The 20633-nt window shown below is 37.9% G+C and carries 16 protein-coding genes; 11 read left to right on the top strand and 5 right to left on the bottom strand.

The window, feature by feature from the left end:
- Positions 1-6: 6 nt before the first annotated feature.
- Entirely contained in the window at positions 7-2103 is a 2097-nt protein-coding gene (locus L2B55_RS04530) for a M48 family metalloprotease (RefSeq protein ID WP_237849099.1), read from the top strand.
- A 109-nt stretch (positions 2104-2212) separates the two neighbouring features.
- A complete protein-coding gene (locus tag L2B55_RS04535) occupies positions 2213-2371 on the top strand; it encodes a hypothetical protein (protein WP_237849100.1) in 159 nt (52 codons plus the stop codon).
- 30 nt (positions 2372-2401) lie between these two features.
- Here the strand turns inward: L2B55_RS04535 and L2B55_RS04540 are convergent, their stop codons facing one another.
- Entirely contained in the window at positions 2402-2896 is a 495-nt protein-coding gene (locus L2B55_RS04540; RefSeq protein WP_237849101.1) for a hypothetical protein, read from the bottom strand.
- A 260-nt stretch (positions 2897-3156) separates the two neighbouring features.
- Here L2B55_RS04540 and istA point away from each other — a divergent pair, with 260 nt between their 5' ends.
- Positions 3157-4665 carry an IS21 family transposase gene (gene istA / locus L2B55_RS04545; RefSeq protein ID WP_237844450.1) on the top strand — a complete coding sequence of 503 codons (1509 nt, stop codon included), beginning with the start codon at positions 3157-3159 and terminating at the stop codon, positions 4663-4665.
- A 6-nt stretch (positions 4666-4671) separates the two neighbouring features.
- On the top strand, positions 4672-5427 hold the full coding sequence (gene istB / locus L2B55_RS04550) for an IS21-like element helper ATPase IstB (RefSeq protein WP_237844452.1): 756 nt from the start codon (positions 4672-4674) through the stop codon (positions 5425-5427).
- 323 nt (positions 5428-5750) lie between these two features.
- On the opposite strand, the gene L2B55_RS04555 is transcribed toward istB, so the two are convergent.
- Positions 5751-6767 carry a LacI family DNA-binding transcriptional regulator gene (locus L2B55_RS04555; RefSeq protein WP_237849102.1) on the bottom strand — a complete coding sequence of 339 codons (1017 nt, stop codon included), beginning with the start codon at positions 6765-6767 and terminating at the stop codon, positions 5751-5753.
- Between the two features lie 232 nt (positions 6768-6999).
- Between L2B55_RS04555 and L2B55_RS04560 the strand changes: the two genes are divergently transcribed.
- The 3 genes from L2B55_RS04560 (at position 7000) to L2B55_RS04570 (ending at position 10972) form a co-directional block, all read left to right on the top strand.
- Positions 7000-8505, top strand: a complete 1506-nt coding sequence (locus L2B55_RS04560) for a xylulokinase (RefSeq protein WP_237849103.1) — start codon at positions 7000-7002, stop codon at positions 8503-8505.
- The gene (gene xylA, locus L2B55_RS04565) at positions 8496-9824 is read left to right on the top strand and encodes a xylose isomerase (RefSeq protein ID WP_237849104.1); all 1329 of its coding nucleotides are present in this window, start codon (positions 8496-8498) and stop codon (positions 9822-9824) included. Before L2B55_RS04560 ends, xylA begins: the two co-directional genes overlap by 10 nt.
- 170 nt (positions 9825-9994) lie before the next feature.
- Complete coding sequence (locus tag L2B55_RS04570) at positions 9995-10972, top strand: acyl-ACP desaturase (protein WP_237849105.1); 978 nt, start codon at positions 9995-9997, stop codon at positions 10970-10972.
- Positions 10973-11031: 59 nt separating this feature from the next.
- Here L2B55_RS04570 and L2B55_RS04575 read toward each other — a convergent pair whose 3' ends face one another.
- Positions 11032-12648, bottom strand: coding sequence for a mechanosensitive ion channel family protein (locus tag L2B55_RS04575; protein WP_237849106.1), 1617 nt, complete (start codon positions 12646-12648; stop codon positions 11032-11034).
- Between the two features lie 412 nt (positions 12649-13060).
- Here L2B55_RS04575 and L2B55_RS04580 point away from each other — a divergent pair, with 412 nt between their 5' ends.
- The 4 genes from L2B55_RS04580 to L2B55_RS04595 all read left to right on the top strand — a co-directional run bounded on the left by L2B55_RS04580 (position 13061) and on the right by L2B55_RS04595 (position 16597).
- The gene (locus L2B55_RS04580; RefSeq protein WP_237849107.1) at positions 13061-14446 is read left to right on the top strand and encodes an ammonium transporter; all 1386 of its coding nucleotides are present in this window, start codon (positions 13061-13063) and stop codon (positions 14444-14446) included.
- Between the two features lie 220 nt (positions 14447-14666).
- Entirely contained in the window at positions 14667-15083 is a 417-nt protein-coding gene (locus L2B55_RS04585) for a VOC family protein (RefSeq protein WP_237849108.1), read from the top strand.
- 107 nt (positions 15084-15190) lie between these two features.
- Positions 15191-15763 carry a pentapeptide repeat-containing protein gene (locus tag L2B55_RS04590; protein ID WP_237849109.1) on the top strand — a complete coding sequence of 191 codons (573 nt, stop codon included), beginning with the start codon at positions 15191-15193 and terminating at the stop codon, positions 15761-15763.
- A 459-nt stretch (positions 15764-16222) separates the two neighbouring features.
- The gene (locus L2B55_RS04595; protein ID WP_237849110.1) at positions 16223-16597 is read left to right on the top strand and encodes a hypothetical protein; all 375 of its coding nucleotides are present in this window, start codon (positions 16223-16225) and stop codon (positions 16595-16597) included.
- 144 nt (positions 16598-16741) lie between these two features.
- Here L2B55_RS04595 and L2B55_RS04600 read toward each other — a convergent pair whose 3' ends face one another.
- The gene (locus tag L2B55_RS04600; protein WP_237849111.1) at positions 16742-17050 is read right to left on the bottom strand and encodes a hypothetical protein; all 309 of its coding nucleotides are present in this window, start codon (positions 17048-17050) and stop codon (positions 16742-16744) included.
- Positions 17051-17228: 178 nt separating this feature from the next.
- The gene (locus L2B55_RS04605; RefSeq protein ID WP_237849112.1) at positions 17229-20606 is read right to left on the bottom strand and encodes a methylmalonyl-CoA mutase family protein; all 3378 of its coding nucleotides are present in this window, start codon (positions 20604-20606) and stop codon (positions 17229-17231) included.
- Positions 20607-20633: the final 27 nt, after the last annotated feature.

The following is a 20633-nucleotide window of genomic DNA, read 5'->3' on the forward strand; positions in this document are numbered from 1 at the left end:
TATGCTATGAATAAAAACATTGTATTCACATCTTCAAATTTTAAGAAACAAACAGTTAAGGCGATCTCAGCAATTTTCTTTTTTGTATTTTCCTATATTTTGTTGGTCATTTTATCAATTTGTCTTACCGTTTTATGTGGCTATGCAGGTATAATGCTTGTAGCCTTAAAACCTATGTTCATTACTCTTATGATTGGTTTGGGTTTAGTTAGTATGGGGTTATTAACCATTATTTTCTTGCTTAAATTTCTTGCCCAAAAACATACAGTTGATCGATCTTACCTTATTGAAATTTCTGCTTCAGATGAACCGCGTTTGTTTGAATTTATCCAGTCGATAGTTATTGAGGTGAAAACTGAGTTTCCTAAGAAAATTTATTTGTCTAACGATGTGAATGCTTCAGTGTTTTATGATTCCAGTTTTTGGAGTATGTTTCTGCCAATTAAAAAGAACCTTCAAATAGGGCTAGGCCTGGTGAATTCGGTAAGCGAAGAAGAGTTTAAAGCAATTTTAGCCCATGAATTTGGTCATTTTTCACAAAGGACGATGAAGATCGGTAGTTACGTGTATAATGTTAATAGAGTAATCTATAATATGCTCTATGATAATGATTCGTATTTGTCTCTGGCGCAAGACTGGGCCAATGTAAGTAGTTATTTCTCAATTTTTGTAAACGGTGCCGTAAGAATTGTTTTCGGGATTCAATGGATTCTCCGAAAAGTATATAACATCGTTAATTTAAACCATATGAGTTTGTCCAGGGAGATGGAATTTCACGCCGATGCGGTTGCTGCCCATGTTACAGGTTCTAAACCTTTAATTACATCTTTATTACGTCTTGATTTAGCTAACCAGGCTTATCAGACAGTTCTGGGTTATTATGATCAGAAGATCGATGAAGCTGTTAAAACGAAGAATTTGTATGATCAACAACTTAATGTGATGAATTTTTTGGCTATGGCCAATAAGCTTCCATTTGAGCAAAATCTACCTCAAGTACACTTTCAGCATTTAAGCAGGTATAATAAAACGAAATTGGTCATTAAAGATCAATGGGCTTCACACCCATCTACTGTCGACAGGGTTGCGGCTCTTGAGAACCTAAATATTGAGGTTGCAGAGAATACAGGTAATGCTGCGTGGTCTTTATTTTCTGATCCATCTAAGTTACAGCAACAGTTGACTGAGCACCTGTTTTCAGGAGTTGAATATTCAAAGGAGGAAACGTTCATAGACACCACGGTGTTTATGAATGAATTTACAGGTCGATTTAATGATAATTCCTTTAATGAAGTTTTTAATGGGTATTACGATACTAAAAATCCATTGAGCGGAAATGATTTAATCGGAATTGAAGAGGAAGATCTGAAAATTGAATTTGATCAACTGTTCGGTGATGAGATATTGGACTTAGTTTATACTTTCAATTCATTGGAAACTGATATTGTAACCTTAAAACAAATTTATGAGAAAACGTTTGGGGTGAAATCATTCGATTATGATGGAAATCGATATACTCCAGAGGATTGTTTTGAACTTATTGCTACTCTGGAAAGGGAAGCCCATCGCTTGAAGACTGAAATTATAAAAAATGATAAGTGTATTTATCTTTATTTTAAACAAAGATCAATGCAACTTGGAAGGCTTGGCGAATTTGAAAAACATGTTCACTTATATCATGAAATAGATTTGGAATACGATACTAAGGAGAAACATTATGTTGATATGCTTAATGCAGCCAATTTCATATATGACACAACCCCATTTGATATAATTGAACAAAAAATTCAGGAGCTAACGAAGGTAGAGGTCGCTTTTAAACAAGAGCTGGAAAAAATGATGAGTTCAACTATTTTTCAATTAGAGTTGAATAAGGAAATGCGGAAGGATATCACCAAGTATCTGTCTCAAGACTGGGTTTATTTTAAGCGACCTAACTATGACAATGATGCATTAGAGGTAATGATGAAGGGAATTAAAAGCTATCAGGTATTGTTATCAGCAACCATATTTAAGGTAAAAAAGAACTATTTAAACTTTATGGCAGAACTGGAACTGGTTAAAGATGAGAAGGGAATTGAACTTGAATCAGTTCAACATTAGGTTCATTTAAGGAAAAAGAAAGTCGTTCGGATTTTTAATGCAGTCTTTATGAACGGCTATGATCAACAAGTGCCTTATTTAAATCGAAAATTCGCACTGTTGTTTTCTAATGTTACTTTCAACGCACGGTTCAGCCCTCCTCAACCCCGATTTCAATGGAATGACCGCAGCGAAGCTGATGGCCTTGCGTCAGCTGCGAGGGCTTGGAATGGAAAGTGGGATGCAGGCAGGGAATGGCAGTGCAAAATGGTTTTCAAAATCCACTTAACCAATAACAAATTACATCGAACAAATAAAGTCAATTAGTCTTTTTAATCGATCGTTGTACCTCGCCGTAGGTGTGGACTTGCTGCATGATTTGGGCCCGTAGTTGGGTTAAGAGATAAATTTCAGCTTGGTAGAATTCAAAAGCCGTGACGGCATTATTTGATTTTTTAATTTTATTATAGTAGAGCTGAAGGTTTTTTTCATTCTCATCGCGATTTACGAAGTATAGTTGCGCTAATGAATCGGCTAAGCCAGGTGTCATGTTTGCATAGGCCATAGCAGTTCGCTCATATAGTCTGATTCTTGATTTTATATTCTTATTGTTAGTTGTTTGATATTCTTCATATATTTTCCAAAAAGCAACTGAATCTTTGCCTGTAACAGGAACTAACTTTTTGATAACTTCCTTCTTTTGGACCCCCAGTAAATTGGCCATTGCTTCGGTTTCGGCATTAGTTGATTGTGCCTGTACTTTTAATGTTAAACCAGTAATGAACAAGGCCAATAAGTAGATTTTCATTTTCATAAAGCGTAAGTTTTGAGTTAACTGTAATCGGAAAATAACAATGTACCAGTTTCGGAAAATAGCAATGCACCAAAAAGGAAAATAAGAATGTACCATTTCCGTGAATTCGGAAAATAAGGATGTATGATCAATTTTCAATGCGGGGCATGCCCCGCATTGAAAAAGTGCCAAATTACGGTCAGGTTTAACAACAATTTAGCTGACCAAAGATGGATAAAAAAACCATTACTAACTGGATCATGTATCACCAAATTCACAAAATGCTAATCGAGGGATCTTCCCTCAGGCAGATTTCTACCTTCACCGGCCTGGACCGCAGGACGATCAGGAAATATGCAGAAATGAACGAACAGGAGTACGAGGCCTTCCTGTGCCAGAAGGAGGAGCGTCGTAAGCTGCTAACACCCTATGAATCCTTTGTAAAGGAGAAACTGCTGCAGGTTCCCTCTGCCAGTGCCGCTCAACTGCATGACTGGTTAAAAGAACACCACCCTGATTTCCCCCAGACTGGCTCTCGCACCGTATATAACTTCGTGATTTGGGTACGGCAAAAATACCACATTCTACAGGAGCCTAAACTCAGGGATTATTTTCCTGTTGAAGAACTACCTTATGGGGCTCAAGGCCAGGTTGATTTTGGTCAGTATACCCTCAGGTGCGACCAGGGCAGAAAAAAAGTGTATTTCTTCAGTATGGTGCTATCGCGCAGCCGATACAAGTTTGTTTACTTTTCCGACCGTTCCTTTACCACCAAAACAGCAGTAGAGGCCCATGAAGCCGCTTTCAAATTCTTTGAGGGTATTCCCCTGGAACTGGTTTATGATCAGGACCGGTTGTTTCTAGTCGATGAAAACCTGGGGAACCTGCTTTTGACCAGGGAGTTTAAGACCTATGTAACGGAGCGGGATTACCGGTTGTATTTTTGCCGGAAAAGTGATCCTGAAAGCAAGGGGAAGATTGAGAATGTTATCGGCTATATCAAAAAGAACTTTCTGTATGGCAGAGTTTACCATGATATCCAAACCCTGCAGTTACAGGCCATATCCTGGCTGGCGCGGACCGGCAATGCAATGGTTCATGGTGCCACAGGAAAAGTCCCGGAAAAGGAATGGCAGATCGAAAAACCGCATCTTTCCAGCTGGGCACCTGTAAGCCTGCTGCCGGACTGGCTGATGAGCAGTGTACTGAAAAACAACACCTTCAATTATTGTGGGAATACCTATTCACTTCCCTTGGGAACCTATACTGGCAAAAAGGCAAATTATGTGAAGCTTCGTCTGGATGATGATATGCTACAGGTTTACAGTCCGAATGAAGAGCTGCTTTGCAGGCATAAGGTGCCGTTTAACAAAGGCAACCTGATTATAAATACAGATCATAAGCGGGACAAGTCGGGTAAAATTAGTGAGCTAATCATCCAAACTGCGGCACTGTTTCCAGATACAGATAAAGCGGAGCGCTACCTGTTAAAAGTAAAAGAACTCAAGCCGCGGTACGTCCGTGATCAGCTTTTATCGATTCGTGATGCGGTAAGAGAAACCAATCCGGCAACTATAGAATCAGCCATAGAAGAATGCATGGGTAATGCATTTTTTGATGCCGGCACGTTTAAACAGGTACTAAAAAAACATGCTAAGTCTTCTGCGGACATGGCTGCACCACAAGCGATCATCAAGCTGTTGGATCCATCCCATTTGCAAAAAGCAGAAACCAGGCCAGCTTCCAGCGACATCAACCTGTATGAATCCCTTTTTAACAATAAACCCTAATAAGCAATGAATACGATAGAAACCATTAAAAAACAATGTCAGTTACTGCGCCTGGGCGCAGTAACTCCGGGCGTAGAACAGCTGGCAGACCGTGCCGCTGTCGAGGGAATCAGCTACCTGGAATTTGCCAGGAAGCTGCTTGAGTTGGAACTAGATAACAGAAAGCTGCGCGATATGGAACGAAGGGAAAAAGCAGCGAAATTGCCTTCCCGCCATCAACTCGAACTTTATGACAGTACGTCAGCTGAAAGCTTACCTAAAGTGCGCCTGGAGCAGCTCAAAGAACTGAGCTGGCTGGATCAAAACTATAACATCATCCTAATGGGGCCAAGTGGAACCGGGAAAACTTTTCTCTCGGCCGGATTATGTCATCATGCCCTTAAAAATGGGTACCGGGCTTATTTCAGAACGATGGAACAGCTCATGACCATGTTAAGGAATAAAGACATCTCCACCCTGGCTAAAGCAGAGTACAGGCGGTTATCAAAAGCGCAGCTCATTGTGATTGATGACATCATGATCATTTCCGAAACCAAAGTCGAAGCGAACGCTTTCTTCCACTTCATAAATGCTCTGCATGAAAAGACATCTTTTGTGATTACCACCAATAAATCGCCTAAACAATGGGTGGAAGTATTGGGTGATGAAGTGATCACTACAGCACTCTTGGACCGCTTACTTTACCGTTGTGAGATCATCCAGCTCGGAGGCCAGAGCTACCGCATGCAGAACAGAAAATCAATCTTTGAAACTTCAGAATAGCCTCTTATATTTGGTGCAGATCGTACATCCTTGTTTTCCGATCTGTTAAAAACAGTGGTACATCCTTATTTTCCACTATTGGTACATTGCTACTTTCCATTGACAGTTAACCTAATTTACTGAAAATAAAGATTTAGTGATATAGTTAAATGATTTTTAAAAAGGCATTACTTGACATGAATACTTTGCAAAAGTTCCAAGTCCAGTTTAGCGGCTTCGCTCATCATGTCTTGGATTCACGGTGGAGCGAAGCTTTTTTGTAATGATGTGCCTACCAATTACTGTGTATGATAAAATGATATACTTAGATTTGTCTATCCAGGTTACTCTCCAGTTGATTTTCGCGCTATTAGTATTGGTTCCAAAATAATCCCCTCAGCCTTATCCTGATAATAATTTTTTCCTTTTAAAAGTTTAAGAAACAGTTTGGCTGATTCTTCTCCCATTTTAACCGTTTGTTGATCCACTGTGCTTAATGTAGGGGTGATGTGTGCGCCAAAGGCTTCATTTGCAAACCCAATTACTTTTACTTCTTCAGGTACTTTTATGCCTAAAGTATTTAATTGTTTTAAAACACCTAATCCCGTATAATCTTCAAATGCAAAAACTCCGTCAAAATATATTTTATTCTCAAAAAGAGTTTTTACGCAATTCATGCCTAATTCAATAGAGGGATTACCCGTAATAATTAGTTGATCATCAATAGGTATATTATATTGACTTAGTGCATCCATGTATCCTCTTAACCGTTCCTGGAAGATCTTAATATTATGTTGACTAGAAATGTGAATAATACGTTTGCAACCTTTATTAATCAGATGTTCTGTGGCTATAAATCCACCTTGATAATCATCTATTCTTACATAGGGAACACCAATTTCATCGACTGTACGATCAAATAACAATAATGGGATCCCATATTCTTTTAATTCCTTGAAATGATTGTAACAAGTTGTTTCAAGTGAAACTGAAGAAATAATGCCTTCAACCCTTGACTGTAAGAAAGTCTCAATGCCTTTAATTTCGTGAGCTTGTTGTTCTTTTGATTGATAAAGCAATATGCTATATCCATTTTCGTTCATCACGTTTTCTATACCATGTACGACCGAGCTGAAAAAGCTTACATCCAAGGTGGGTACTAGTACACCTATAATTCCTGTTTTACCCGATTTTAATGATGAAGCCAGTTTGTTTTGCTGATAATTAAGTTTAGTTGCCATTTCTTTTACGGCAATTTTTGTTGACGCTTTTATGCGTGGATGATCATTAAGCGCCTTGGCAACAGTTGAAAAAGTAATGTTTAGTTCACGGGCAATATCATGAATAGTTGTTTTTTTCACGTTCTGATGAATTTAACTGATATAAACGTAATTATAAATATTATATCAAATAATGCATTAATATGGTAGTTTGTGGAATAATGAGTAAAAATGTTAAATAAAATTTGGTTATCCGTAATTAACATTTACATTTATTCCAACGTTGGAACAAATGTACAAAAACAATGGTTTCAATGTATAAAAGATAATAAATGGCTGACAGTTAACTATTAATCATTAAGTATTTCGACCAATGTTATTATTAGGAATTGATCTTGGAACCTCCTCTATAAAGGTTTCGGTTGTTGAGGCTGCAACTCAAATGTGCATAGCATCGGCTCAATACCCTGACAAAGAATCAGGGATTATTTCACACAATTTAGGGTGGGCTGAACAAAAGCCAGAAATGTGGTGGGAACATGTTCAACAAGCTATTTTGAAAGTTCATAGTATTGGCAATTATAATCCAGCTGATATTGCTGCTATTGGTATTGCGTACCAGATGCATGGTATGGTAGTGGTTGATCGTGAGAAGAACGTATTACGAGATGCTATTATTTGGTGCGATAGCAGGGCTGTAGAAATTGGCGCTAGTGCCTTTGATGCTATAGGGCATCAACAGTGTTTAATGCACTTATTAAATTCTCCGGGTAATTTCACTGCATCTAAATTAGCCTGGGTAAAGCAATTCGAACCTCAAGTTTTTGATAGAGTTGATAAGGTAATGCTTCCGGGCGACTATATAGCCATGAAACTTACTGGGGAAATCACTACGAGTATATCTGCACTGTCTGAAGGGATATTTTATGATTTCTTAAGAGACTCACTCTCTGACGATGTAATGAATCATTATGGCTTTAATACAGATTTAATTCCTTCTATCAATCCTGTTTTTTCGAAACATGGTGAGTTGACTGTTGAAATTGCCAGTAAACTTTCTTTGAAAAAAGGGATTCCGGTGACGTATAAAGCCGGAGACCAACCCAATAACGCACTTTCATTAAATGTTTTAAACCCAGGTGAAGTTGCGGCTACAGCTGGAACTTCCGGCGTTATTTACGGGGTTACCGATCAATTAAACTACGATCATAAATCTCGTATAAATCCATTTGCTCATGTTAACTATATGCCTCATGAAAAAAGACTCGGTTGGTTGTTGTGCATTAATGGAACTGGAATAATGAATCGCTGGATTAAAGACACACTTTCTCCTGAAATTACCTATTCCCAAATGAATTTGCTGGCAAATGAAATTCCTGTTGGAAGTGATGGACTTAGTGTTTTGCCATTTGGAAATGGAGCAGAACGCATTCTTAACAATCTACAGTTAGGAGCTCACATACACAATGTCGACCTTAATAAGCACTCTAATGCACATATTTTTAGAGCTACACAAGAGGGAGTTGCCTTTGCATTTAGGTATGGTCTGGATATTATGCGCTCCAATGGTATGCATCCAAATGTAATTAAGGCAGGTAGTGCCAATTTGTTTTTAAGCGAGCTTTTTATTGATGCTTTTGTAAATACTAATCAGGTTCCTGTTGAATTATATCATAATGATGGTAGTGTTGGGGCCGCTTTAGGAGCAGGTATTGGAGCTGGTATATTTTCTACTCCAAATGAAGCATTTGCTAACCTTAGGCCCATGAAAATAATTGAACCTGGTAATGATTCTGCTTATGATGCGGCTTATTTACTATGGAAGGAGTTACTAAATAATCAACTTATATATAAAGAACAAGAAGTTTTATGTCAGTAGTTTTAGGAAATAAAGAGTATTATAAAGGTATTGGTCAAATCAAATTTGAAGGTCTTGAATCAGATAACCCGTTAGCTTATCGCTGGTATGATGAAAACAGAATCGTAGCAGGAAAAACCATGAAAGAGCACTTGCGGTTTGCTGTTGCCTACTGGCATTCATTCTGTGGTAATGGAGCTGATCCATTTGGAGAATCAACGCATTCATTTCCGTGGAATTCAAGTCAAGATGTGCTTAATAAGGCAAAGGAGAAGATGGATGCAGCTTTCGAATTAATTACAAAGCTTAATCTGCCTTACTATTGCTTTCATGATGCCGATTTGATTGATTTTGGTAACGATGTGATCGAAAATGAAAAAAGATTAGCCGCTATTACAGCCTATGCCAAGGAAAAACAAGCAGCGAGCGGAGTCAAATTATTGTGGGGAACGGCCAATTTATTTTCACATAAGCGTTATATGAATGGTGCTTCAACCAACCCTGATTTTCATGTTTTGGCTCATGGCGCAGCGCAAGTTAAAGCAGCCTTAGATTCTACAATAGCTTTAAATGGAGAAAATTATGTGTTTTGGGGAGGTAGGGAAGGTTACATGTCGTTGCTAAATACTGATATGAAACGTGAAAAGGAGCATTTGGCAGGATTTCTACGAGCCGCTTGTGACTATGCGCGTAAGCAAGGATTTAAGGGTACTTTCTTTATTGAACCCAAACCATGTGAACCTTCAAAACATCAGTATGACTATGATTCGGCAACTGTTATTGGTTTCCTAAGGGAGTTTGACTTACTTAATGATTTTAAACTCAATATTGAAGTGAATCATGCCACATTAGCAGGGCACACATTTGAACATGAGCTCCAGGTGGCTGCCGATGCCGGTTTACTGGGATCAATTGACGCGAACAGAGGTGACTATCAGAACGGATGGGATACCGACCAATTTCCCAATAATCTCAATGAACTTACCGAAGCAATGATGATTATTCTACAAGCCGGAGGTTTTCAGGGTGGAGGAATAAATTTTGACGCCAAAATACGCCGAAACTCAACTGATCCTGCCGATATTTTTTACGCACATATTGGCGGGGCTGATAATTTCGCTCGCGCCTTAATAACAGCCGATAATATTCTTCAAAAGTCTGACTTTTTAAAGCTTAAGAAAGAACGTTATGCTTCTTTTGATAGTGGTACAGGAAAAGAGTTTGAACAAGGTAAGCTTACTTTACAAGATTTAAGAGACTTTGCTGTCTCAAATGGTGAACCAGAGATTAGAAGCGGAAAGCAAGAATTCATTGAGAATTTAATAAATAGGTATTTGTAGGTTATTGCTTTAGAGGCTTTTGGGTTTTTTCTAAAAGCCTCCATTATGGTTGGATTGCATATTGGCTTATCTATCAGCTATTTTTGATTTAATTCTTCAAGCCCATTAATTATATCTACCTTTAACGTTTTAATGCCGTTAGGTATTTTTCACTTAAACTAAATTTATTGATGAATATTTCGTTGTCGAGATTAGAGGTGATGAAACATTTGGAGAAGGACATTCAGGAAGCACTGGATGAATTCTTAACTCCAATTGACAAAATATGGCAACCGGCGGATTTGTTACCGGATGCCAGCTCTGAAAATTTCTTTGAAGAAGTAAAATTACTACAGGATAGCGCAAGAGAGCTTTCATATGATTTAGTAGCGGTGCTAATTGGTGATACAATTACAGAAGAAGCACTTCCAACGTATGAATCATGGCTGGCCGGAGTGGAGCATGTTTCACAAGATTATAACGGGCCTTGGAGTCGTTGGGTGAGAGCCTGGACTGCTGAAGAGAACCGCCATGGCGATGTGCTAAATCGTTACTTATATCTTTCGGGCCGTGTGGATATGCGTAAAATGGAAATTTCTACGCAATACCTTATTGCTGATGGATTTGATATTGGAACCGGAAAGGATCCTTACAGAAACTTTATTTACACCAGTTTTCAGGAAACTGCAACCAATATTTCACACCGTAGAGTATCTCAATTTGCTAAAAAAGAAGGTGATTTGTTAATGGCAAAGCTTTGCGGTCATGTTGCGGCAGATGAAGCTCGTCATGCAAAGGCCTACAAATCATTTGTTGCACGTATTTTAGAAGTTGATCCAAATGAAATGCTGTTGGCATTTGAAGATATGATGCGAAAGAAAATTGTAATGCCTGCGCACTTCTTAAGGGAAATGGGTCTAAAGATTGGTCAGACCTTTGGCCACTTTACTGATGCAGCTCAACGTTTAGGTGTTTATACGGCAACTGATTATACTGATATTTTAAGAGATCTTGTTACTGAGTGGAAGATAGACCAGTTAACTGGCTTGGATGATGCAGGTGAAAGAGCTCGTGATTATCTGATGGCACTGCCGGATAGATTGAATCGTGTTGCTGAACGTATGAAAACGCCAACGCTTGAATATAAATTTTCTTGGATTAATGCTTAATAGCATTAACACATAAAAGATAACAAAAGAGCCCGTGAGTTTATTTACGGGCTCTTTTATTATGGTTTATTTCCATCAATTTTTATTCCTGGTTTTTGATATCCGTGAGGTTTATATTGATCAGGGATTTGAATTGCACTGCCATCGCGCACAGCAAATACATGAGGTGACATAATTTCAACTCCGTTCTCGTTAAAGGTGTCTTGCAGGTTTTGATGTAATTGAGAATATATATTTGCCATTTGTTGAGGCTTTTGGGTGTAAGCATTTATCTGGTAACTTACATAAAAATCGTTCAAGGCTGTTTGAAGGACAAAGGGCTTGGGGTCTGGCATTATGCCATCTGTTCTTAAAGCTGCGGATATCATCAGTTCATAAACTTGATTCCAAGGGGTGTCATAAGTTAAGGTAATGCTAGTGTTTAAGATCAGTCCTAATTCTTTAGCAGATGATGAATAATTGATGGAATGATTCGAAAGTATTGTAGAATTGGGTACGGTTATATCTTCATTTTTTATCGTTCTGATACGTGTTATCAGTAGGTTTTTTTCAATAACATCGCCTACAACCTCTCCAATTTTTACTCGGTCACCAATTTTGTAGGGTCTCATATATGTTAAAACCACTCCTGAAACCATGTTGGCAATTGCAGATGATGATCCTAGTGAGAAGAGTACTCCCAGAAATACTGTTACTCCTTGAAATACCTTGGACTCTGAGCCTGGCAAGTAGGGAAATATCACCACAAACATAAATGCATACAGTAAAAACTTAACAATGTTATAGGTGGGTAGTGCCCAATCAGGGTAAAATTTGGTGATTTTTATTGTTCCATTGGCAATTTCTTCGGCAACAAAATGAATGAGTCGTAAGATATAACGCGTCACCAAATAGATAACAATAATTGTTAATAGGTTAGGGATGTATTGAATGACTGCAACAAGAATCTTCTTTAGCGGAGTTAATACATATGCCAAAAGTTTACCTGCAATAGGCTCTGTCCAGGGAAAGATGCTGAACAATACAGGCAATGCCATATAAATAATCAAAATAAGTACGGCGATTCGTAGAATCTTTACTATGCCTGCAATAAGTGGTAGAACTCGTTTAGTATAGCTTACTTTCAGGCCTTTTTTCTCCTGAATGGTATTCAGCCGGATTTCGCTGTGTTTTAATAATTGTACCTGAAATAAGCGGGAAAGTTTATTGGTTAACCAAATCAGGAGACTTACAACAACAATTACCCCGAATACTTCCAAAAATTGAAGGGCTAAATGGCCAATGCTTTTATCTTCATAAGTTTCATTTAGCGCCGCTTTTAAAGTTTGAAAGCATTGGGTGGCTATTTCTTTACGTTTTCCATTAGCTTTCAAAGCATCTTCATCACTTACCATCATCAACATTCTTTCCTTGTAATAAATAACTGAAATATTATTAGTGTCGATAAGTTTTAGTGAATCAATGTTAAAATCAGGGTTGTTTGTCACAGTTTCCAGTCGTATGTTAATGACCTTGGCCCGCTCCTTAATAGTTATCCCTTCAAAACCATTATAAATGTAAAACAGTGTATCATTATTTAAGACAATAGGCGCCTTATCAGGGGTTTGAGCGACAGTTGTTTGAATTATTAATAAGAAGATCGATAAACAAATAAGTAGTTCTTTTCTTATATGCATAAACTTTTGAAAGATAAATAGTAGATGGAAAATACGGAAAACTTGGCACATTGTCCTCATTTTAATCGCAGCACAATTGTATTAATGGAGTTTTCGGTTTTTGTTTTATTGTGTTGTTGATTTTTTGAGTTTTTGTAAAAATATTTGAGTAATTATTTGTAAAAATAATGTGTTTTGTTGTTTTGTGGATTTGTAGGCTATGTAATTGATAGTTTTTATTGTTTTTTAATGTTTTATTGTTCTATTTTAATATATTTTATAGAGTTTTGTGCTTGTGCTAATTTGTTAGTTTTGTATTTTATTGTTTTTAATGATGTTTTTTGAATTGTTTATTTGTTTTTTATAAATTTTGTCTTGAAATTTAAGATAAATGTACGGATTGATTGATTTTTAACCTTCTAATCATTTAGTTATGAAAACATTTACAATTAGTAGAATACTTCCCTTTTCGATTTTGACCTTGGTGGCCATTCTTGCCATTTTTATACCTTCAGCTCCCAACTTTTCGGATACATCTCAGTATAATGCTGCAGACATTGCCTGGGTTACGGTTGCTGCTTCTTTAGTTTTTTTGATGACTCCCGGGTTGTCTTTTTTTTACGGAGGGATGGTTAACCGCAAAAATGTGATCAGCACAATGATTAAAAGCTTTGTAGCTACAGGCATTATCAGTTTGCTATGGGTAATAGTAGGGTTTAGTCTTTCATTTGGCACATCAAATGGAGGCTTTATTGGAGATCCCTCTTCATTTTTTTTCTTTAAAAATATAAACAGTTCTGCTCCTTGGAGTTTGGCGCCTACCATTCCATTGTTATTGTTTGCCCTCTTTCAAATGAAATTTGCCATTATTACCCCTGCATTAGTAGTGGGAGCTGTGGCTGAGCGTATAAAGTTTACCTCTTATCTGCTGTTTATTGTTTTGTTTGGGTTACTAATTTATGCACCTATTGCACACTGGACTTGGCATCCGGAAGGTTTACTTTTTAAAATGGGAGTTTTAGATTTTGCAGGTGGAACCGTAGTGCATATTTCGGCCGGCTGTGCGGCCTTGGCAGGTGCTATAGTTTTGAAAAAGAGAAAATCGAAGGAAGTACAACCTGCTAATGTTCCTTATGTGATTTTAGGAACCGGTTTACTTTGGTTCGGCTGGTTTGGCTTTAATGCAGGTTCGGCCTTAGGAGCAAATGGTTTAGCAGTTTCAGCTTTTGCAACAACTAACACAGCTTCGGCCGTTGCTGGTTTGGCTTGGATGCTGTTTGACTATGCAAGAGGAAAAAAACCAAGCGTTTTAGGGTTTTGTATCGGTGCTGTGGTTGGTTTGGTGGCAATTACCCCAGCCGCAGGATATGTGGCTATTCCTCAAAGCGTAGCTATTGGATTGATTGCGGCCATTATATCTAACATTGCTGTTCACTGGAAAGAAAAATCAGGTATTGATGATACGCTGGATGTATTTCCTTGTCATGGTTTGGGTGGTATAGTTGGTATGATACTAACAGGTGTATTTGCCACCAAAAGTGTGAATGCTGCAGGTGGCATTGGTTTATGGTACGGAGATACAGCTTTATTTATTTCCCAGCTTAAGGGATTGGTTATTGTAGTGGCTTATAGCTTCACTGTTTCATTAATCATCTTTAAAGTTATTGACGTCTTAAATCCAATTAGAGTTTCACAAGGAGATGAAGAGATAGGATTGGATGAAACCCAGCATGGTGAAAAGTATGTTCAAGGCGCATTACTGGTAGATCATAATGGTGTTTTAATTGAAAAAGACTCAGTTGATAATCTAAGTGTTTAACTATCTGAATTAAGTAATTTGTTGAATCCGGGTTTGTAGCCTGGGTTTTATCACCACGTCCTGGTAAGTAATGTAGTCAGTTGTATTTTAAATCTTTACAAGGGATATTGTCTTATGCGCCCCCTTAGTTTGTCGTTTTCATGTCTTCCTAAGATGAGTTTCAAAACGTAAGTTTGATTACATAACTTAACACTACTACATAACAAAAATTAACACCATTATGGCAAAACAATTTTGGATTAATCTTCCGGTGAAAGATGTTAGTAAATCGAAAGAGTTTTTCACCAAAATCGGGTTTGCACTTAACCCGCAATATAGCAACGGAAGTGATTCAGCATCTTTTTTAATTGGTGAACAAAAGGTGGTGATGATGCTTTTCTCTGAAAGTACATTTGAAGGTTTTACAAGAAACTCTGTTGCAGATACAAAGCAGAGTACTGAAATTTTGTTATCTATTGATGCTCAATCAGCCGAAGAAGTAGACGAAATTGCTAAGAAAGCGGAAATGGCAGGTGGTAGTGTATTTGGTAAACCTGGGTTGGCTCATGGCTGGATGTACAGCTGCGGATTTACTGATTTGGATGGCCACCGCTGGAATGTGTTGCACATGGATATGAGTAAAATGCCTAGGGGATAATAAACAAGCCAGTTAAAACTAGAAAATAGCATAAGGGCTCAGAGCTTCTCTGGGCCATTTTTGCGTTAATCTAAATTAAATTACCTTCGTAGCTGTTCTGCATAAACATGAATAAAACCTATTTTGAAGGCGAAACTTATAAAGACATAAATTATATTGATCATCCCTTACCTAAGGGCGAATACGAGAACTGCAGGTTTTCTAATTGTAATTTTTCAACTTCCAACCTTTCGTCAATAGTGTTTATTGATTGTGAGTTTGATTATTGTGATTTAAGCATGGCTAAAATCAACGAAACTGCATTTAGGGAAGTCAAGTTTAAGAAGTGTAAACTAATGGGGCTGCGATTTGATACTTGTAATCAGTTTTTGTTGGCCTTTAGCTTTGAAGGGTGTATGTTAAACTTCTCCTCGTTTTATAAACTGAAAATAAAAGGAACCCATTTTGCCGACTGCAGGGTGGAAGAAGTAGATTTTGTTGAGACCGATTTAACCAAAGCTTTATTTAAAGACTGTGACCTCAGGATGACTGTTTTTGAGAATACTTTATTGGAGCAAGCCGATTTACGTACAGCTATTAATTTCTCGATCAATCCCGAAATAAATAATATAAACAAAGCTCGGTTTTCAACCCATAATATAATTGGGTTACTGGATAAATACAATATTGTGGTTGACTAAAAGAAAAAAATGAGCATGTTAACCGTGTAAGCCTAGTAAACAAGCATCTTAAGGAACAAGCAAACATGTGTCATATTATTTATGTGGATATAAATAAGCTATTTAGCGATAAGAATGGTGAACTTAATATAATATATGCGGCTGCTGACGGACTCCACCTAAATGAATTTGCTTACACTACTTGGGTTAAATTTCTAAAGAAAAAAAATATCTATAACCTAATTGATCAGTTCATTTCTTAACAATTGTTATCGTTGGCTTGTAATTAACTTTTCAATTTTGAATTGTTAAAGTAAACAGTTCAAAATGAAAGTAGCAGTTGTATTTAACCATCCATTGATGAAGAAGGGTGGGATACACTGGAGCAAAGATCATTCGCCTCTGGGACTCACATGTGTTAATTTTCTTAATGTCAGAATTTGTTGAAAAATTATATATTAGGCCGTAAACATCTAACTAATGAAACGTATAGTTATTCTAAGCTTTTTAGCAGGAGGACTTTTGTTCAGCGCAACTGCTTTTGTGAGACCAAATAGGGTTTTGAAAGACACAAGTTTACTTAAGAAGAGTGACAGTTTAAGGGTTAAACTAGACCCAAGTAATGGTATTGATACAGCAAAAGACATAAGAATTTGTGCTCCAAGTAAAGGAAGCTTACTCTCGTCTCCATTATTTATACTCGACGGGAAAGAGATTAGTCAAGTGGAAATTAAAAATCTATCTCCAAATAAAGTCGAGAGTTTTAAGGTCTTAAAAGACGAAGAAGCCCGTAAACTCTATGGAGATAAAGGCAAAAATGGAGTGATTGTCATTACCTCTAAATGTAATTTCTAAGACTGAGTCTTTTCAATTTTGTCTTCTTTGAAATGTTAAGCGGTAGCATCACTTGGCGCTGAAGTTTTTACAGTATTAAACCTCGCTTAAAAAATACAGCCTAACAATATGTCAGGCTGTGAAGAAGAAAGTCCTTTCTGAAAATTATGATTTTGCGGTCTTAGCAGTCATTTTGGTTAGTTTCTTATTACATTGGGTGCACTTGCCAGGTTGTGCACTCACTTCACTGTTGTGTTCGGTGCAGTAATAAGTTCCTTCCTTAATTAAGGCTACGTTGTGTGTAGGACAATCTCCTCGTTCTGGGGCCGAATATTCACATTTAGGACACCAAAATTTAGCAGGACTTGTAGCATGTTTATGTGAGCCTGCTTTTGCAGGTGAAGCGGGGGCTTCTTGTGCATAAACTCCTTGAGCAAATGCGCAAGAAAGTAAAATTAACAAGAGCTTTTTCATGATTTTAACCTTTAAAAGCTAGTAAGTATAGGCCAAAAATTGGTCCATTTTAATCCGTTGATTCTCAATTTTTACTTACGGAGTAGAGATTTAGCATTATTGGTTTCCAAAACAAAACGCCCTGCTATTTTTTTCAACAAGGCGTTTTGTTTTAAATCTTACACAATCAAAGTTTAATCTACATATTTCTTCTGTACTGACCGCCAACTTGATAAAGGGCCGCCGAGATTTGTCCCAATGAGCAGTATTTGGTCACTTCTATTAGCTTTTCAAAAATATTTTGGTTGTGAATAGCTGCTTGCTGTAACTCTTTGATCGCTTGAGTACTCTTGTCTTGGTTACGCTTTTGGAAAGCATGTAAAGCTGAAATCTGATATTGCTTTTCTTCTTCCGTTGCACGAATTACTTCTTGAGGGATAACCGTAGGCGAACCTTTACTGTTCAGGAATGTATTTACTCCAATAATTGGGTAATCACCATTATGTTTCAGCGTTTCGTAATACAATGATTCTTCCTGAATTTTACTGCGTTGATACATGGTTTCCATTGCTCCCAACACTCCGCCGCGATCATTAATTCGTTTAAACTCTGTTAATACCGCTTCTTCAACCAAGTCAGTTAGCTCTTCAATAATAAATGAACCTTGTAGTGGGTTTTCGTTCTTCGCCAAACCAAGCTCACGATTAATGATTAGCTGGATGGCCATTGCTCTGCGTACCGATTCTTCGGTAGGCGTGGTAATAGCCTCATCGTATGCGTTAGTATGAAGAGAATTACAGTTGTCGTAAATGGCGTAAAGGGCCTGTAAGGTTGTGCGGATATCGTTAAAGTCGATTTCTTGTGCGTGCAATGAACGTCCTGATGTTTGGATATGGTACTTCAGTTTTTGAGAGCGATCATTGCCTTTGTATTTGTTTTTGATGGCTTTGGCCCAAATTTTTCTGGCTACACGTCCGATTACTGAATATTCAGGATCGATACCATTGGAGAAGAAGAATGAAAGATTTGGTGCAAAGTCGTCAATGTGCATACCTCGGCTCAGGTAATACTCAACAAAGGTGAAACCGTTTGCTAATGTAAAGGCCAACTGAGAAATCGGGTTAGCTCCGGCTTCTGCAATGTGATAACCCGAAATTGATACCGAATAGAAGTTGCGTACTTTTTGATCGATGAAATATTGTTGTATATCACCCATCATGCGCAAAGCAAATTCAGTAGAGAAAATACAGGTGTTTTGAGCCTGATCTTCTTTTAAAATATCGGCCTGAACTGTTCCGCGTACAGTGGAAATGGCATGTGCTTTAATCTTTTCATAAACATCAGAAGGTAAAACTTCATCGCCGGTAACGCCTAAAAGCATTAAACCCAAGCCGTTATTGCCTTCTGGAAGTTCTCCATTATAGCTTGGTCGTTCAACACCCTTTTTCTTATAGATCTCTTCAATTTTGGCTTTAACTTCTTTTACTAGGCCATGATGATGAATGTATTTTTCACATTGCTGATCAATGGCGGTGTTCATAAAGAAGCCCAACAGCATCGGTGCTGGACCGTTAATTGTCATTGAAACCGAGGTGCTGGCATGGCAAAGGTCAAAACCTGAATACAATTTTTTACAATCGTCAAGAGTGGCAATAGAAACCCCTGAGTTGCCGATTTTGCCATAAATGTCAGGGCGGGTATGTGGATCTTCTCCGTAAAGCGTCACTGAATCAAAGGCTGTGGATAAGCGGTGAGCAGGTTGACCCAATGAAACGTAATGGAAACGCTTGTTAGTACGCTCTGGTCCCCCTTCCCCTGCAAACATACGGGTTGGATCTTCTCCTTCACGCTTTAATGGAAATACTCCGGCTGCATAAGGAAACTCACCCGGAACATTTTCAGTTAATAACCAACGTAAAATATCACCCCAAGCTTCATATTTTGGCAGGGCAATTTTAGGAACTTTTAGTTTTGATAAAGACTCATAATACAAGGCTTGTTTAATTTCTTTGTCTCGAACTTTGTACACAAAAAAGTCTTCCTTATATTTTCTTACTGTTTCCGGCCATTCACGTAATAAACGCTTACACTCACCTGCAAGATTTTCTTCTAAATGATTATAAAGACTCTCCAGTTGAGTTACAGTATCTTCTTGATTGTTTCCTTCTGATTTTAGCAGATCAATCGTTCCTTTGAGTTGATACATCTTTTGAGCAATGCTGCATTGTGCATTAACCCAATTCTTGTATTCATGATTGTTCTCAACAATTTCAGCTAAATAACGGTTTCGATCAGGTGGGATGATAAATATTTTCTCTGATACCTCAGGTGTAAGCTCATAATGCGCCTGAAAATCAATTCCTGTTTTTTCTTTGATTTTCGACATTAAAGCTGCGAACAAATTGTTCATTCCCGGATCATTAAACTGAGAAGCTATAGTGCCGAAAATTGGCAATGAATCATCATTGGCATCCCAAAGGTTATGATTGCGTTTGTACTGTTTCTTTACATCGCGAATGGCATCTAGCGCTCCACGTTTATCGAATTTGTTGATGGCAACCAAATCGGCAAAATCCAACATGTCGATTTTTTCTAGCTGAGTTGCTGCACCAAATTCAGGTGTCATTACATACAAAGACACATCACAATGCTCGGTAATTTCCGTATCTGACTGACCAATACCTGACGTTTCAACGATTACCAAGTCATAAGATGCTGCTTTACATATATCAATTGCTTCCTGAACATGTTTTGATAACGCCAAATTGGCCTGACGAGTAGCTAGCGATCGCATATAAACGCGAGGGCTGTTAATGGCATTCATACGAATTCGATCGCCTAATAATGCGCCTCCGGTTTTACGTTTTGAAGGGTCCACCGAAATAATAGCGATGGTTTTATCGGTTTCAAGCAGGTAACGGCGAACTAATTCATCAACTAATGATGATTTTCCGGCTCCACCGGTTCCAGTAATACCTAGCACCGGAATTTTATGTGTGCCGATAAGTTTTTTAACTTCCTCTAAAAACTTATCAGCTTCTGCCGGAAGATTTTCAGCAACAGAAATTGCATGTGCAATGGCAGGAACTTCTTTCTTAACAATGCCTTTTACTTCGCCGTTTAAAGCAGCTTTTACTGGTAAATCGCATTGTTCCATTAAAAAATTAATCATTCCTTGTAGGCCCATGGTACGGCCATCATCGGGAGAAAAGATGCGACTAATGCCATAGTTATGGAGCTCTTCAATTTCTTCAGGTAGAATTACACCGCCTCCGCCACCAAAAATTTTAATATGACCTGCCCCTCGTTCATTCAAGAGGTCATACATATATTTAAAGTATTCAACATGACCGCCTTGATAGCTGGTCATGGCAATGCCTTGCACATCTTCCTGAATGGCACAATTGACCACTTCTTCAACAGAACGGTTATGACCCAGGTGTATTACTTCGGCTCCACTCGATTGAAGGATTCGACGCATAATATTGATTGAGGCATCATGTCCGTCGAATAACGAGGCAGCTGTAACAAAACGTACTTTGTTCTTTGGTTTATAAACTTCTACAGTTTCCATCATCAGGTTATTGAATCGTCAAATTTATAC

Source organism: Solitalea lacus (assembly GCF_022014595.1).
GTDB lineage: Bacteria > Bacteroidota > Bacteroidia > Sphingobacteriales > Sphingobacteriaceae > Solitalea > Solitalea lacus.